Annotated in this window: 10 protein-coding genes; 4 read left to right on the top strand and 6 right to left on the bottom strand. The window is 65.0% G+C overall.

From position 1 onward, the window contains the following. Window positions 1-13: 13 nt before the first annotated feature. From EV679_RS00435 to argJ, 6 genes are all read right to left on the bottom strand, one after another. Window positions 14-3,112, bottom strand: a complete 3,099-nt coding sequence (locus tag EV679_RS00435; RefSeq protein WP_165389916.1) for an efflux RND transporter permease subunit — start codon at window positions 3,110-3,112, stop codon at window positions 14-16. Continuing rightward, the gene (locus EV679_RS00430) at window positions 3,109-6,225 is read right to left on the bottom strand and encodes a multidrug efflux RND transporter permease subunit (protein ID WP_130486284.1); all 3,117 of its coding nucleotides are present in this window, start codon (window positions 6,223-6,225) and stop codon (window positions 3,109-3,111) included. The genes EV679_RS00435 and EV679_RS00430 overlap by 4 nt, the downstream gene beginning before the upstream one ends. 5 nt (window positions 6,226-6,230) lie before the next feature. After that, a complete protein-coding gene (locus EV679_RS00425) occupies window positions 6,231-7,448 on the bottom strand; it encodes an MdtA/MuxA family multidrug efflux RND transporter periplasmic adaptor subunit (RefSeq protein WP_130486283.1) in 1,218 nt (405 codons plus the stop codon). A gap of 27 nt (window positions 7,449-7,475) precedes the next feature. After that, window positions 7,476-8,447, bottom strand: a complete 972-nt coding sequence (locus tag EV679_RS00420) for a Nudix family hydrolase (RefSeq protein WP_130486282.1) — start codon at window positions 8,445-8,447, stop codon at window positions 7,476-7,478. Between the two features lie 76 nt (window positions 8,448-8,523). Beyond that, window positions 8,524-9,402 (bottom strand): ATP-binding protein, encoded by an 879-nt coding sequence (locus tag EV679_RS00415; RefSeq protein WP_068372801.1) that lies wholly within the window; start codon window positions 9,400-9,402, stop codon window positions 8,524-8,526. Between the two features lie 6 nt (window positions 9,403-9,408). Beyond that, complete coding sequence (gene argJ / locus EV679_RS00410; RefSeq protein ID WP_130486281.1) at window positions 9,409-10,641, bottom strand: bifunctional glutamate N-acetyltransferase/amino-acid acetyltransferase ArgJ; 1,233 nt, start codon at window positions 10,639-10,641, stop codon at window positions 9,409-9,411. A 305-nt stretch (window positions 10,642-10,946) separates the two neighbouring features. On the opposite strand from argJ, the gene EV679_RS00405 reads away from it, so the two are divergent. The 4 genes from EV679_RS00405 to EV679_RS00390 all read left to right on the top strand — a co-directional run bounded on the left by EV679_RS00405 (window position 10,947) and on the right by EV679_RS00390 (window position 14,424). Further along, window positions 10,947-12,392, top strand: coding sequence for a COG3014 family protein (locus EV679_RS00405; protein WP_130486280.1), 1,446 nt, complete (start codon window positions 10,947-10,949; stop codon window positions 12,390-12,392). A gap of 38 nt (window positions 12,393-12,430) precedes the next feature. Further along, window positions 12,431-12,883: a YcfL family putative periplasmic lipoprotein gene (locus tag EV679_RS00400; protein WP_130486279.1), complete on the top strand. Its 453-nt coding sequence runs from the start codon at window positions 12,431-12,433 to the stop codon at window positions 12,881-12,883. 104 nt (window positions 12,884-12,987) lie between these two features. Next, window positions 12,988-13,599 (top strand): penicillin-binding protein activator LpoB, encoded by a 612-nt coding sequence (gene lpoB / locus EV679_RS00395; RefSeq protein WP_130486278.1) that lies wholly within the window; start codon window positions 12,988-12,990, stop codon window positions 13,597-13,599. 33 nt (window positions 13,600-13,632) lie between these two features. Further along, the gene (locus EV679_RS00390) at window positions 13,633-14,424 is read left to right on the top strand and encodes a hypothetical protein (protein ID WP_068372791.1); all 792 of its coding nucleotides are present in this window, start codon (window positions 13,633-13,635) and stop codon (window positions 14,422-14,424) included. Window positions 14,425-14,607 lie beyond the last annotated feature (183 nt).

Below are 14,607 nucleotides of genomic sequence, written 5' to 3'. Positions count from 1 at the left end.
CGCACACATCATATCAGCGCCGTGGCACGCCTGCCGTGGCGTGCTCGTTACGGCGGCTGCGGCGGCGCTTGCAGCGGTCCATCAGCAGGTAGATGGCAGGCGTGGTGTAGAGCGTGACCAGTTGGCTGATGGCCAGGCCGCCCACGATGGCAATGCCCAGCGGCTGACGCATTTCCGCGCCGTCGCCGGAACCCAGCGCCAGTGGCAGTGCGCCCAGCAGGCCGGCCATATTGGTCATCAGGATGGGGCGCAGGCGCTGGCAGGCCGCCGTGTAGATGGCTGGGGCGGCGGCAACGCCACGGCGTTGCGCAACCAGCGCGAAATCCACCATCAGGATGGCATTTTTCATGACCATGCCTATCAGCAGGAACAGCCCCAGCAGGGCGATCAGCGTGAATTCGGTATGGGTGGCGCGCAGCGCCAGGAAAGCGCCCAGCCCGGCCGAGGGCAGGGTTGAAAGAATGGTGAGCGGGTGCAGTGCGCTTTCATAGAGAATGCCCAGCACCAGGTACACGGCGACCAGCACGCCCAGCAGCAGCATGGGTTGCGTGTCCATACTGCTCTGGAAGATGCCGGCATTGCCGCCGATGCGGGCATGCACGCCGTTGGGCAGCATGATTTCGCCCAGGGTACGGTCTATGGCGGCCATGGCGGCATCCAGCGAGACGCCTTCGGCAACCGAGAAACTGATGTTCTCGGCGGCGAAGGGCCCGTCGTGGGCTACACGGTCGCGTTCCATGCTGTAGCCGTAGGAGGAAAAGGCGCTAAGCGGCACGCGCTGGCCGTCACGGGCCAGGACATGCAGTTGTTCCAGGGTTTCCGGCCTGCCGGTGTAGCGCGGGTCCAGTTCCATGACAATGCGGTACTGGTTGAGCGGGCTGTAGAGCGTCGCCACCTGACGCTGGCTGAAGGCGTTGCTGAGCGTGGAGGTGATGGTACTCATGTCCACGCCTAGCTGGCGCGCCGCTTCCCGGTCGATTTCCAGGTTGATCTGCTGGGTGCGGTCGCTGTTGCTGGGCGATATGTCCACCAGTTCCGGCGTATCCATGAGGGCGGTGCGTACCTTGGGCGCCCAGGCGCGCAGCAGTTCCAGGTCGCCCGACAGCAAGGTCAGTTCGTAGTCGCCGGAGCTGCCCATGGAGCGGGGCAGGTTGATGTCCTGGTCGACTGCCAGGAACAGCATGCCGGAGGGAATGACAGGTTGTTGCGTGCGCAGCCGGTTGACGATGTCATTGGCCGTTTCCGTCCGTTCGCCCAAGGGCTTGAGCCGCACCAGCAGATGGCCGTTGCTGACGCCGGTGCCGCCGCCGCTGACGCCGATGACATCTGAAATGGCCGGGTCGTTGACCAGCAATTGGCGGTATTGCTCGATCTTGGGCTGCATGACATTGAATGAAGCGCCGTCGTCGCCACGGATGAAACCCTGCAACTGGCCGGTGTCCTGTTGCGGCAGGAAGCCCTTGGGCGCCGCAGCGAACAGGAACACGGTCAGTGCCATGGCACCGGCCAAGGCCAGCAGGGCGAGCGGCTGGCGCCGCAGGCTCCAGCGCAGGCTGGCGCCATAGCCGCGCCGTACGACGGCGAACATGCGTTCGTGCCAGGCAGCCTGGCGCGGGCGATTGCCGGGTGCAGGCTGCCCGGGCAACAGCCGTGCGCAAAGGCTGGGCGTCAGGCTCAGGGACAGGAATAGCGACACCAGCACGGCGGCGGCCAGCGTGATGGAAAACTCGCGAAAGAAGCGTTCTATCATGCCTCCCATCGCCAGAATTGCGACGAAGACCATGATCAGGGCCAGGTTCATGGCCAGCAGCGTGAAGCCCATTTCCCCGGCGCCACGAATGGCCGCCGGCAAGGGCGCCATGCCGCGTTCGATATGGCGCTGAATGTTTTCCATGACGACGATGGCGTCATCCACGACCAGCCCGGCGGCGACGATCAGCGCCATGACGGACAGGTTGTTGAGAGAGAACCCATACAGATAAATGATGGCCAGCGCACCGACCAGCGATATCGGTATGGCGAGGCTGGGGATCAGCGCCGCGCGCCAGTTGCCCAGGAAGCCCAGGATGACGACTACCACCAGGGCGGATGCGATGAGCAGCGTCAGGCCAGCCTCGCGCAGCGTGGCATGGATGCCGGGCGAGCGGTCGGCCACGACCGTCAGGGTGGCGTCGGCGGGAATCAGCGCCTGCAAGGCCGGCAACTGTGCACGGATGTCTGCGATGGTGGCGACGATATTTGCGCCCGGCTGGCGGCTGACCATCAGGATCACGGCGGGATTGTGATTGTGAAAGCCGCTGGTGTAGCGGTCTTCCACTGAGTCCGTGACGGTGGCGATATCCGCCAGGCGGACGGCTGCGCCATCCTGGTAGCGTATGACCAGGTCCTGGTATTCGGCGGCCTTCTTTTGCTGGTCGGCACTTTGCACCTGCCAGCGCAGCTTGTCGTTTTCGATGATGCCGCGTGGCTGCAGCGGGTTGGCATCGGCCAGCGCCTGGCGTACTTCGTCGAGCGAAATGCCGCTGTGCGCCAGGGCCTGGGGGTTCAGCTGCACGCGGATGGCGGGCAGGGCGGCGCCATCGACGGAGACTTCGCTGACGCCCTGGATCTGGGCAATCTTCTGCGCCAGCACAGTGGCGGCAACGTCATAGAGCTGCCCGGGCGACAGGTTGGGTGAACTGAGCGCCAGCACCAGGATGGGCGCCTGGGACGGGTTGATCTTGAAGTAGCTGGGTAGTTGCGGCATGCCTGCCGGCAGCTCGCCTTGCGCGGTATTGATGGCCGCCTGCACGTCGCGGGCGGCATCGTTGATGTTGCGCGACAGGTCGAACTGCAGCAGGATGTTGGCGCCGCCCTGTTCGCTGCGGGATGTCATGCTGCTGACGCCGGAAATGCTGCCGAAGGCGCGTTCCAGCGGTGCGGCGACCGTGGCAGCCATGCTTTCCGGGTCTGCACCTGGCAGCGAGGCGCGCACCATGATGGCCGGGAAATCCACGGCGGGCAGGGGCGCGACGGGCATCAGGCGGCCTGCCAGCAGGCCCAGCAGCAGAATGGCCAGCGCGATCAGGATGCTGGCAATGGGCCGTTGGACGAAGGGACGCGCCAGGTTCACGCCTGCCGGCCTCCGTCCGGCGGATTGCCCGGGGTGTCATCGGGGGCGATGGCGGGTGGCCGTTGCCGGCTGGCGGTCAGGCGGTCGAAAAAGAGATAGATAACCGGTGTGGTGAAGATGGTGAGCAGTTGGCTGACCATCAGCCCGCCCACCATCACGACGCCCAGGGGCTGGCGCAGCTCCGCGCCGGCGCCGCTGGCGAACATCAGCGGTACGGCACCGAACAGGGCGGCCAGCGTGGTCATCAGGATGGGGCGGAAACGTTGCAGTGCGGCGCTGCGTATGGCCTGCAACGGCGTCAGTCCGCCGCTGCGTTCGGCATCGAGCGCGAAATCAATCATCATGATGCCGTTCTTTTTCACCAGGCCGATCAACAGGATGATGCCGATGATCGCGATCAGGTCCAGTTCGCCGCCGGTCAGCAGCAAGGCCAGCAGCGCGCCTACCGCTGCCGATGGCAGGGTGGACAGGATGGTGATGGGGTGGATCGCGCTTTCGTAGAGGATGCCGAGCACGATGTACATCGTGACTACGGCCGCCAGGATCAGCCAGAGCGTATTGGCGAGCGATTCGGAGAAGGCTTCTGCGGCACCGGCAAAGCGCGCGTCCACGGATGCCGGCAGGCCGATTTCCCGCTGCGCCAGTTCGATGCCCGCGACGGCCGCGCCCAGCGATGCGCCGGGCGCCAGGTTGAATGACACCGTGGTGGCGGGAAACTGGCCCACGTGGGAAATCAGCACGGGGGCGCGGCGCTCGCTGATACGGGCGATGCTGGCCAGGGGCACGGGCGTGCCGTTGGCGCTGGCGACATACAGCCGGCCCAGGTCGGCGGGCGTCCGGGCGAAATCGGGCAGCACGCCCAGCACGATGCGGTACTGGTTGTTCTGGGTGAACAGGGTGCTGACCTGGCGTTGCGCATAGGCATCGTAAAGCGCAGCATCAATGGCGCTGATGGTGATGCCCAGGCGAGCGGCAGCGTCGCGGTCTATGTCGATGTATGCCTGCAGGCCGTCGTTCTGCAGATCGGCCGAGACATCGGCCAGTTGCGGCATGTCGCGCAATCGGTCGATCAGGCGAGGCGCCCATTCTTCCAGCTCATCCAGGCTGGGGGAAGTCAGCGTCATCTGGTACTGGGTACGGCTGATGCGGTCATCTATGGTCAGTTCCTGCACGGGCTGGAACCATACCTGTATGCCTTCCACTTCGTCGGCATATCGCGCCAGGCGCGCCAGGGTGTCCTGCAGGCTGCCCTCACGCTCGCCGTAGGGCTTGAGGTTGATCTGGATGCGGCCGCTGTTGAGCGTGTTGTTGGTCCCGTCGACACCGATGAAGGAAGACAGGCTGTCGACGTCCGGGTCCTGCAGCAGCGATTTCGCCAGGTCTTGCTGGCGCTGCGCCATGCTGGCGAAGGAAACCGTTTGCGGTGCTTCGGTGATTGCCAGGACGGCGCCGCTATCCTGTACCGGGAAGAAGCCTTTGGGGGTCCAGAGGTAGAGGGCCACCGTGGCGACCATGGTGCCCAGGGTGAACAGCAGCGTTGCCGTCTGGTGGCGCAGTACCCAGTCCAGGGCGGCGCCGTAACGCCGGATCAGGCCGGACAGCCAGTCGTTGCCTTCATCCGCGTGGGAGCCGGTCGGTTCAGGCAGCATGCGAGCGCACATCATGGGCGTGAGCGTCAGCGACACCAGCAGGGAAATGAAGATTGCAATGGCCAGGGTAATGGCGAATTCATGGAACAGGCGGCCGACGACGCCCTGCATAAAGAGCAGCGGGATCAGCACGGCGATCAGCGAGACGGTCAGCGACACCAGCGTGAAGCCGATCTGGCTGGCGCCTTTTAGTGCCGCCTGCATCGGCGAGGCCCCCTGTTCGCGATGGCGAGCGATGTTTTCCAGCATGACGATGGCATCATCAACCACGAAGCCCGTGGCGATGGTCAGCGCCATGAGCGTCAGGGTATTGATGGAGAAACCGGCCAGGTAGATGACGCCGAAGGTTCCGATGAGCGAGAGCGGCACGGCCAGGCTGGGAATCAGCGTGGCAGCGGCATTGCGCAGGAACAGCAGCGTCACCAGCACCACCAGGACGATGGCCAGTAGCAGTTCCTGCAGGACATGGCGTACGGCGGCACGGATATTCTGGGTGCGGTCGGTCAGGACGGTGACATCCACGCTGGCCGGCAGGCTGGCGGTGAGCTGCGGCAGTAGCGCCTGGATACGGTCAACGACTTCAATGACATTGGCGCCCGGCTGGCGCTGGATATTGAGCAGTACCGCAGGCAGTTCGCCTGACCAGGCCGCCAGGCGGCTGTCTTCCGGGCCCGAAACGATTTCCGCCACGTCGCCCAGCCGCAAGGGTGCGCCGTCTTGCCAGGTCAGAATCAGTGCGCGGTAGTCCTCTGGGCTGCGCATCTGGTCGTTGGCGCTCATCATTACCGTGCGCATGGGGCCGTCGAAGCGGCCCTTGGGCTGGTTGGCGTTGGCTGCGGCGATGGCGCTGCGCACGGCCTCCATGTCCAGGCCATAAGAGGCCAGCGCGGCGGGGTTGACCTGTACCCGTATGGCTGGCCGCTGGCCGCCGGCCAGGCTGACCATGCCGACGCCATTGATCTGCGACAGTTGCTGCGCCATGCGGGTATCGACCAGATCGTAGAGATCCGGCAGGGGCATGGTGGACGATGTGACGGCCAATGTCAGGATGGGGGTATCCGCCGGATTGACCTTGCGGTAGACGGGCGGAGCAGGCAGGTCGCGCGGCAGCAGGTTGCCGGCCGCGCTCAGGGCGGCCTGGACTTCCTGTTCGGCCACGCTCATGTCCAGGTCCAGCGAGAACTTGAGGGTGATGACCGAGGCGCCGCTGCCGCTGGCCGATGACATCTGCTGCAGGCCGGGAATCTGTCCCAGGCGGCGTTCCAGCGGCGCAGTGATGGCGCTGGTGGTGATGTCGGGGCCGGCGCCGGGATAATAGGTGAAGACCTGGATGATAGGGTAGTCCACCTGCGGCAGGGCGGCTACGGGCAGCAGGCGCCAGGCCATCAGGCCCGAGAGCAGCATGGCGATCATCAACAGCGTGGTCGCGACGGGCCGCTGGATGAATGGCGATGACAGGTTCATGGGCCTTACCGGCGCGGGCCTGGTCGCTGGGTTCCTGCGGGCGGCGTGGCCGGTGTGCCGACCGTGCCGCCGGTGTCGTCCACCACGCGCACTTCACGGCCTTCGCGCAGGCGGTCCAGCCCTTCGAGCACGACCTGGTCGCCAGCCGCCAGCCCGTCCAGCACGGCGATGCGGCCTTCGTCGGCAATGCCCAGCTTCACCTGCCGGATGAAGGCCTTGTGCTCGGCATCGACCAGGTAGACATACGGGCCGCGTGCGCCATATTGCACAGCGTCTGCGGGGATGGTGAGCGCATCGGGCAGGGTGGCCAGGCGCAGGCGTACGTTGACGAACTGGTTGGGAAACAGGGTTTCGTCGGTGTTCGGGAAATCAGCGCGCAGCTTGAGGGTGCCCGTGGCGGTATCTATGCGGTTGTCCAGCGTGCCCAGTGTGCCTCGGGCCAGCAGGGTCTGGTCGTTGCGGTCCCAGGCTTCCACTGCCAGCGTCGTGCCGCCGCGCATGGCTTCCAGCAGCGCCGGCAGGCGGTTTTCCGGGATGGAGAAGAGTACGGAAATCGGCTTGACCTGGGTGATTACGGCCAGGCCGGTACTGTCGCCGGCGCGGATCATGTTCCCGGCATCCACCTGGCGCAGGCCGATACGGCCGGAAATGGGGGCCGTAATGGTGGTGTAGGACAGCTGCAGCCTGGCGTTGTCCACGCGCGCCTGGTCGATACGGATCGTGCCCTTGTATTGTTGCGCCAGGGCCTGCTGGCTATCGAGCTCCTGGCGGGCGATGGAGTCCTGCTTGAAGAGCGTCTGGTAGCGCTGCAGCTTCAACTCGGCGTTGCGCAGCTGCGCCGTGTTCTGTTGCAACTGGCCTTCGGCCTCGGAGAGGGCGATGCGGTAGGGTTCGGGGTCTATGCGTGCCAGCAGCTCGCCCTGTTCGACGTGCTGGCCTTCACGGAAGGCGACTTCTATCAGTTCACCATCGACGCGGCTGCGTACCGTGACGGTGTTGAGCGGCGTGACGGTGCCGATGGCGCGTATCCATTCGCTCAGGGCTTCCTGGCGTGTCGGGGCCAGCCGCACCGGCGCTGGCAGGTTCCAGGTGGAAAAAGCCGTGGACGGCGGGGCGGGCGGTGCAATGACGTAGCGCCAGAGCAAGGCGCCTGCCACGCCCAGGATGAGGATAAGCAGCAGGAACCGGAGCGGGCGGTTGCGGGTCGGGCGCGGCAGGCTCATGGCTGGGCTGCGTAATCGGTGTGAGGTTCAGGAAGGAATGATGGCGCTGATGCCGGCGATGCCATGGGCGCCGTGATGGTGCGCAGTTTCCAGGGTGTCGGGGGATTGGCCGCCTATGGCATAGACCGGCAGGCCGGCATCGGCCAGCTGGCGCGTGAAGCCTTCCCATTCGAGCACCGGGCTGTCGGGGTGGCTGGCGGTGGGCAGTACCGGGCCCAGCACGGCAAAGTCGGCCTGCAGGCGGCGCGCATGCGCCAGGCCCACGCTGTCGTGGGCGGAAACGCCCAGCAGGTTGTAGGGGCGCAAGGCCGGGCGGGTGACCGTGGCGCGAGCATCGGCGGCGCGCAGGTGCACGCCGTCGGCCTGTTGCCACCATTCCTGCGGATGCACGCTGTTGACCAGGACACGCGCCCCGGCAGCGTGGCAGCGTTCGCGTACGGCCTGCAGCGCGGCCAGCGCGCTGGTGTCGGCCGGGCCGCCGTTGGCCCAGCCGGGCTCACGGAATTGCACCAGTTGCAGGCCGCGCGCCAGCGCGCGCTCCAGGCGCTGCAGGTAGCCTGTCAGGTTGTCCGTGCCACCGATGGCGGTGACGCCGTAGGTATCGGGCAATTGCAGCCAGCGCAGCGGCGGGTAGGCGGCGGGCAGCAGCTGCGGCAGTTCGAGCGCATCGCGCGGCGTGAACCATCCCAGCGTCTGGCGCTCCTCGGGGCGCGGTTCGCCCTCCCAGTGCTCGACGCGGCAGAACGAGAGCCGCACCGTGGCATGGGGATACTCGTGTATGTAGGTGACCCACGGATAGGAGCGGGTTACCTTGATGCCCAGTTCTTCCTGGAGCTCCCGGGCCAGCGCCTGCAAGACGGTTTCACCGGCTTCTATTTTGCCGCCGGGCAATTCCCACCAGCCGGCCCAGCTTTTGTCTGCGGGGCGCTGGTCCAGGAGTACGCATCCGTCCTGGCGTACCAGGACACCGACTGCAACATCAAGAATTCTTCCAGGCATGGGTATTCGGGACTTTCTGTTTCGGGGGTTGCTAGGTTGAGTCGCGGGCGGCAAGCCGCCCGCGAGGCCAGGGCCATCAGGCTTGGCGTGCCGCCCAGTCACGGGCGAACTGCCGGGCTACACGGCCCGAACGCGAACCGCGCTCCAGGGCCCATTGCAGGGCCTCGGTGCGCCAGGGCTGGCTGCCGTCGTCCTCTGCACCGCCGAGTTCCTTGACCCAGTGGGCGACGATATCGAGGTAATCGTTCTGGCGGAACGGATGGAAGGACAGCCAGAGACCGAAGCGCTCTGACAAGGATACCTTTTCTTCGACGGCTTCGCCCGGATGGATCTCGCCGTCGTCGTGCGTCGTGGTCTGCAGATTTTCGCTATGGTACTCCGGCATCAGGTGACGACGGTTGGATGTTGCGTAAATCAGCAGCTTGTCGTCGGCGGCGGCAATGGAACCGTCCAGGACGGATTTGAGCGCCTTGTAGCCCGCTTCGCCGGATTCGAAAGACAGGTCGTCACTGAAAACGATGAAGCGTTCCGGCCGGGCCACGATCAGGTCGATGATCTCGGGCAGGTCGCCCAGGTCTTCCTTGTCGACTTCGATCAGGCGCAGGCCCTGGCTGGCGTAGGTCAGCAGCATGGCGCGCACCAGCGAGCTCTTGCCGGTGCCGCGCGCGCCGGTCATCAGGACGTTGTTGGCGGGCTTGCCGGAGACGAAGTGGCGGGTATTGCGGTCCAGGATGGCCTTCTGGCGTTCGACGTGACGCAGGTCATCCAGGGCGATGGCGCTGACGCGCGGGACGGCTTCCAGCCAGCCGCTCGCGCCGCGCTTGCGCCAGCGGTAGGCCTGGGCAGACCAGTCTGTCGGGGGCGGGGCGGGCGGCAGCCAGGCTTCCAGCCGCGCCAGCACCCGCGAGGCCTGGGCCATCAGCTGGGCCAGATCTTCGGGTTTGGTTGAATTCATGAAATCTCAGGAACGATAGTCTGCATTGATGGAAACGTAATCGTGCGAGAAGTCGCAGGTATAGACGGTGTCGCTGACCTGGCCGCGGGCCAGGGCGATGCGCACGACGATCTCAGCCTGTTGCATGACGCGCTGGCCGTCAGCTTCCTGGTATTCAGGATTGCGGCCGCCGTCGCGAGCAACGAGAACGTCGTCCAGCCACAGACGCAGCTTGCTGACGTCGAGATCTTCGACGCCGGCATAGCCGATGGCGGCCAGGATGCGGCCAAGGTTGGGGTCCGAGGCGTAGAACGCAGTCTTGACCAGCGGCGATTGGGCCACCGAATAGGCGATTTTCAGCGCTTCTTCGGTGCTGGCCGCTTCTTCCACCCGGATCGTCATGAACTTGGTGGCGCCTTCGGCATCGCGCACGATCTTCTGTGCCAGGTCGCGTGCAGCATCGGTCAGGGCTGCGCGCAGGGCCGGATAGGCAGGATGGCTGGCGTCGTCGATCTGCACGCCGCTCTTGCCGGTGGCGATGACGATGAAAGAGTCGTTGGTGGAGGTGTCACCATCGACGGTAATACGGTTGAATGACTGGTTGGCCAGTGCCAGCGCCAGCTCGCGCAGCAGGGCGGGGGCGATGCCGGCGTCGGTGGCAAGGTAGCCCAGCATGGTCGCCATATTGGGGCGGATCATGCCGGCGCCCTTGCTGATACCGGTGATGGTGACGGTTTTGTCGTCGAGCGTCAGCTGGCGTGAATGGATTTTCGGCTGCGTGTCGGTCGTCATGATGCTGTGCGCCGCTTCGAACCAGTGCGCCGGCGCAAGGTCGGCGATAGCGGCCGGCAGCGCGGCGACGAGGCGATCCACAGGCAGCGGCTCGAGGATCACGCCGGTGGAAAACGGCAGGACCTGTTCGCGGCGGATGCCCAGCAGGCCGGCCAGCGCGTCGCAGGTTTGTTCGGTATGCGCCAGGCCGCTGGCGCCGGTGCCTGCATTGGCGTTGCCCGTGTTGATCACCAGCGCTGCGATCTCCGTGTCGCTGGCCAGATGGCGCTCACAGACCTGTACCGGCGCCGCGCGGAAGCGGTTGCGCGTGAATACGCCAGCGACGCTGCTGCCCGGGGCCAGGCGGAAGACTGTCAGGTCGCGCTTGCCGCTGCCTGCCTGCTTGATGCCGGCGGAGGCGATGCCGATTTCAACGCCGGCGACGGGATGGATCTGGTCTGCGGGAGGAATCTGGAGATTGACAGCCATTTGACTTGCCTTGAAAGGGGAAACAGCGCCGGAAGCGGCGTATGGGAGAGTGCCATTATGGCAAATCCGGAGCGCCGTTGGCGGTCATGCGGGACAAAGTCGCGCCCCGGCCCCGCGCTGTGCGGTCAGCGCGACTAAATATCAGGATTTCCGTCGAAGCGTCATCCCACGGTTGGGGGATGTGGGGCTGCCGGCTTTCTTCTTATAAACCGTAAAAAAATGCAAGGGAATGTCAACGGGTCGGGCGGCTCCCCCCTTGGGGAAGTGCCTGGGTTGCGGGCTGAACGGTGAAGAAGGGGAAGATCATGATTCTGCAACGGGGAGCCTGCCTGATGGTGGCAGGACTGCTGGCGGGCTGTGCGGCGACGCACGATAGCAAAGTGGGCGAAAGCGCGAACGATCTGGCCGCCGGGTTGCTGGATTCCGCCATCCTGCGGGTTGAAACGCAGATGCAGGGGGAAGCGGCGGAAGACTTGTTGCTGAACCTGGAGAAAGGCGAGCTGCTGCGAGTGGCCGCTCGCTACGACGAAAGCCAGCAGGCACTGGAAACGGCGGATGCAACGGTGCGCGTCTGGGAAGACCAGGTGCGTGGCGCCCTGGCCGCCGTGGGAACGCAGATCGGCGCAACGCTGTTCGGCGACGGCATGCGGGACTATGAGGGCCAGGACTACGAGAAGGTCATGCTGACCACGCGCATGGCCATGAACCGCCTGAACATGGGCGACCTGGAAAATGCCCGGGTGGATATCCGCCGCACTCACGAGCGCGAGGCGTTGATCGCCGAAGCGCGCTCGCGCGCCAATGCCGAGGCCGAAGAAGAGGCTCAGGAGCAGGGGGTGGAAGTCGAGCAGAAGGACATCAGCGGCTACCCGGTGGAAATATTCGACGATCCTGCCGTCATCGGGCTGAAGAATGGCTACCAGAATGCGCTCAGCCATTATCTGGCGGGGTTTGTCTATGAAACGATGAATGAACCCAGCCTGGCGGCGGCCGGCTATCGCCAGGCCATCGAGCTGCGCCCCGACGAAACGGCGCTGCAGGCTGGGCTGGAAGGCCTGGCGGAACGGCAGCAACGCCTGGCTTCGGGCAAGGAAACCGATGTCCTGTTCGTGATTGAAACCGGGCTGGCGCCCGCCCGCCGGTCACAATCCATCGTGTTGCCGGTACCCACCCACAATGGCCTGCTGACGCTGGCGACGGCATTCCCCGTGATCCAGCCCAATCCTCATGCGCTGGACCTGCGGCAGATTTCGATTGCCGGCCAGACTGTGCCCGTGGCCCAGGCCACGGATCTCAATGCGATGGCGCGCCGAGCGTTGCGCGACGAACTGCCCGGCATGCTGACGCGCTCGTCGATCCGGCTGGTGACCAAAGCGGTGCTGCAAAACGAAATCAATCAGCAGGCCGGGCCGCTGGCCGGCTTGTTTGCTGCACTGGTATCGGCGGCCATCGAGCCGGAGGCGGATGATCGCATGTGGCGCATGTTGCCCGAGCGGGTCTACCTGGCACGCGCATTTGTGCCGCATGGCCAGCACGAATTGCAGTTGTCCGAAGACGGCCATGCCGTCAGGACGCTGGATGTGCGGGGGCGGCGCATGGTCGTGCCGGTACGGATGCTCAGTGCGGTCACGTATTTCGGCGAGCCGGCCTATCTGGATGGCGTGGCAGCCGCTGATACTGCGCCGGAGCGGAAGGCTGGCAGGGCGTCATCCCGGCGCGTGCCGGTTTCGGTGGCACAGGAAGCGCAATAGGCGTTTCCGGGTGAGTCATTTTTTTTCAGGAAAGCATCATGAATCACAAAGCCAATCTGCGCCTGGCCGTCACGGGCCTGGCGGCAATGCTGCTGGCCGCCTGCGCGCAACAAGGCCGCAGCGTATCGCGACCAGAACTCCCGGCGCCGGCTGCGCAGGCAGCGGCCCTGCTGCCGGAATACGCCGCATCGGCAGGAATTGCCAGCAAGCTGGTCGTGCCGCAGTCCATGTTGGATCTACGGGTGGTGGACCTGCGCGCGCAGCGGGTCAACGACATGCTGACCGTGCAGGCCGAGATTGCCAATGGCAGCAGCAGTCCCCGCCGGTTGTTCTACCGCTTTCTCTGGCTGAATGCCGACGGCCTGCAGAGCGGGCGCGACGAGCCCTGGAAGGAACTGCCGTTCCTGGGCCGACAGAACCATTTCGTGAAAGGCATGGCGGCGCGTCCGGATGCCGTGGATTTCCGGCTCGAACTGCGTGCCGATAAGTGAGAACGCCGCGCGCGCCCAGCCGGGAGATGCCGGCCGGAGGTGCGGCTCGTTGCGTGGCGCTGCGGTATGCCGTGCCACGATGGATTTTCCTGGGAGTTCCCATCATGTTGTCTCTTGATTACCTGCCGCGAGCAGCCCGCAGCCTGGCCTTGGCTGGCGCCTTGGGGCTGGCCGGCTGCCAGTCCTCCCTGCCGCTTGTGAGCGGTTCGGGCGATGTCGTTTATGGCGATCCGTCCGCGGTCGAAAACGTAACCAATGAATTCGGCTCCACCGATTTGCAGCGCCTGGCGGAAAGCATGACGGCTTCCCTGCTGCAAAGCCCGGCGCTGGCTGGCCGCCCCACGGTGTCGCTGGACCCGGTGTTGAACAAGACCAGCGAATATATCGACACCGGCACGATCATGCTGCGCATCCAGACGGCGCTGGTCAATAGCGGCAAGGTGCGCTTTGTTGCCAGCCATGCGGAAATGGATACGGCCGTGCGCGAGCTGCAGCGCCAGAACCAGAGCGGCCTCTACAAGGCCAAGGGCCGGGCGCGCACGGGGCAGATGGAAGGGGCGCAGTTCCGCATAGAAGGCGAAATCTCGTCCATCGTCAAGCGTTCCTCCAGCATAAAGGATGTGTACTACGTCATGACGCTCAAGCTTTTCGATGCGGAGTCGGGCGTGATCGAGTGGCAGGACCAGGCGGAGCTGCGCAAATCCTCGCGCCGTTAAGGCGGTTGTGAGGATTGGATCAAGGACGGAACCATGAAAGAACAGCCATTGCTGAACCGGGCGCGTTGCGCCGTGCTGGCCCTGCTGTGCCTGGCGGCACCGGCGGCGCAGGCCGCCGGGCCCAGGGTCGCCGTGACGGACCTGGGTTATGAGGTGCAGGTGTCGGAATACTTCCGCAACGTGTCGGCGTCGCAGCAGTTCAGCCAGCACGGCAGGCAGGCCAGCGGCAGCAGCAGCTTCACGCTGGAAGAGGGAACCAAAACCTATATCGTGCCGGGTGAGCTGCGCAATTTCACGGCCGACATCAAGGGGGCGCTGGTACGTGGCGGCAAAGTCAGGGTTGTGCAGGGCCGGCCCCATACGGGCAAGGCGAGCGAGAACGTCCACGACATCATTGCCCGTATCCGGGTAGGTGCCTTTCCGGGCGCGGATTACGTGCTGTTCGGCACGGTCAGTGACATTCAGTTCAGCGAAGGGGAAATGGGTTTCGATGCTGGATCGCGAGCTTATACCCTGCAACTGGATCTGGTCGCGGATTTCAGTCTGATCAACACGCGCAACTATGAAATCGTGGCGGCCTTCAGTGCAGCCGGCAGCGGGCTGGACAGCAAGATACTGAGCCGCGCCGGAGACCGGGCTAGCCTGAACCGCGCCAAAGTGGTGCGGGAAACCTCGCAGAGCCTGGCTGAAGAGGTCTATGAACAGTTGATCGGCCAGTTTACCCAGGCCGGTGCCGCGATCACCTTCGAGGCGCCGCTGCCGCCTGCGCGGCCTGTTGCGCCCGCGGCTCCCGAAGCGCCCCGCAGCGGGGTGACTGTCTATTGACGTTTGCGGTGCGCCGGCCCGCACGTCTGCGCAGGGAAGCGGAAGCCCAAGGGGGGCTGCCGCTGCAGAGCAACAAGTGCAATGATCTCAAGAATCACAGAATTTTCATTTTTTCAAACAATTGAAATAAAATGAAACTTATTTGGTGATAATGCGCAGCGGCGGGATGCCTGATATGGCGCT

Source organism: Kerstersia gyiorum (assembly GCF_004216755.1).
Taxonomy (GTDB): domain Bacteria; phylum Pseudomonadota; class Gammaproteobacteria; order Burkholderiales; family Burkholderiaceae_B; genus Kerstersia; species Kerstersia gyiorum.
This window is presented reverse-complemented; position numbering and strand designations above follow the sequence as displayed.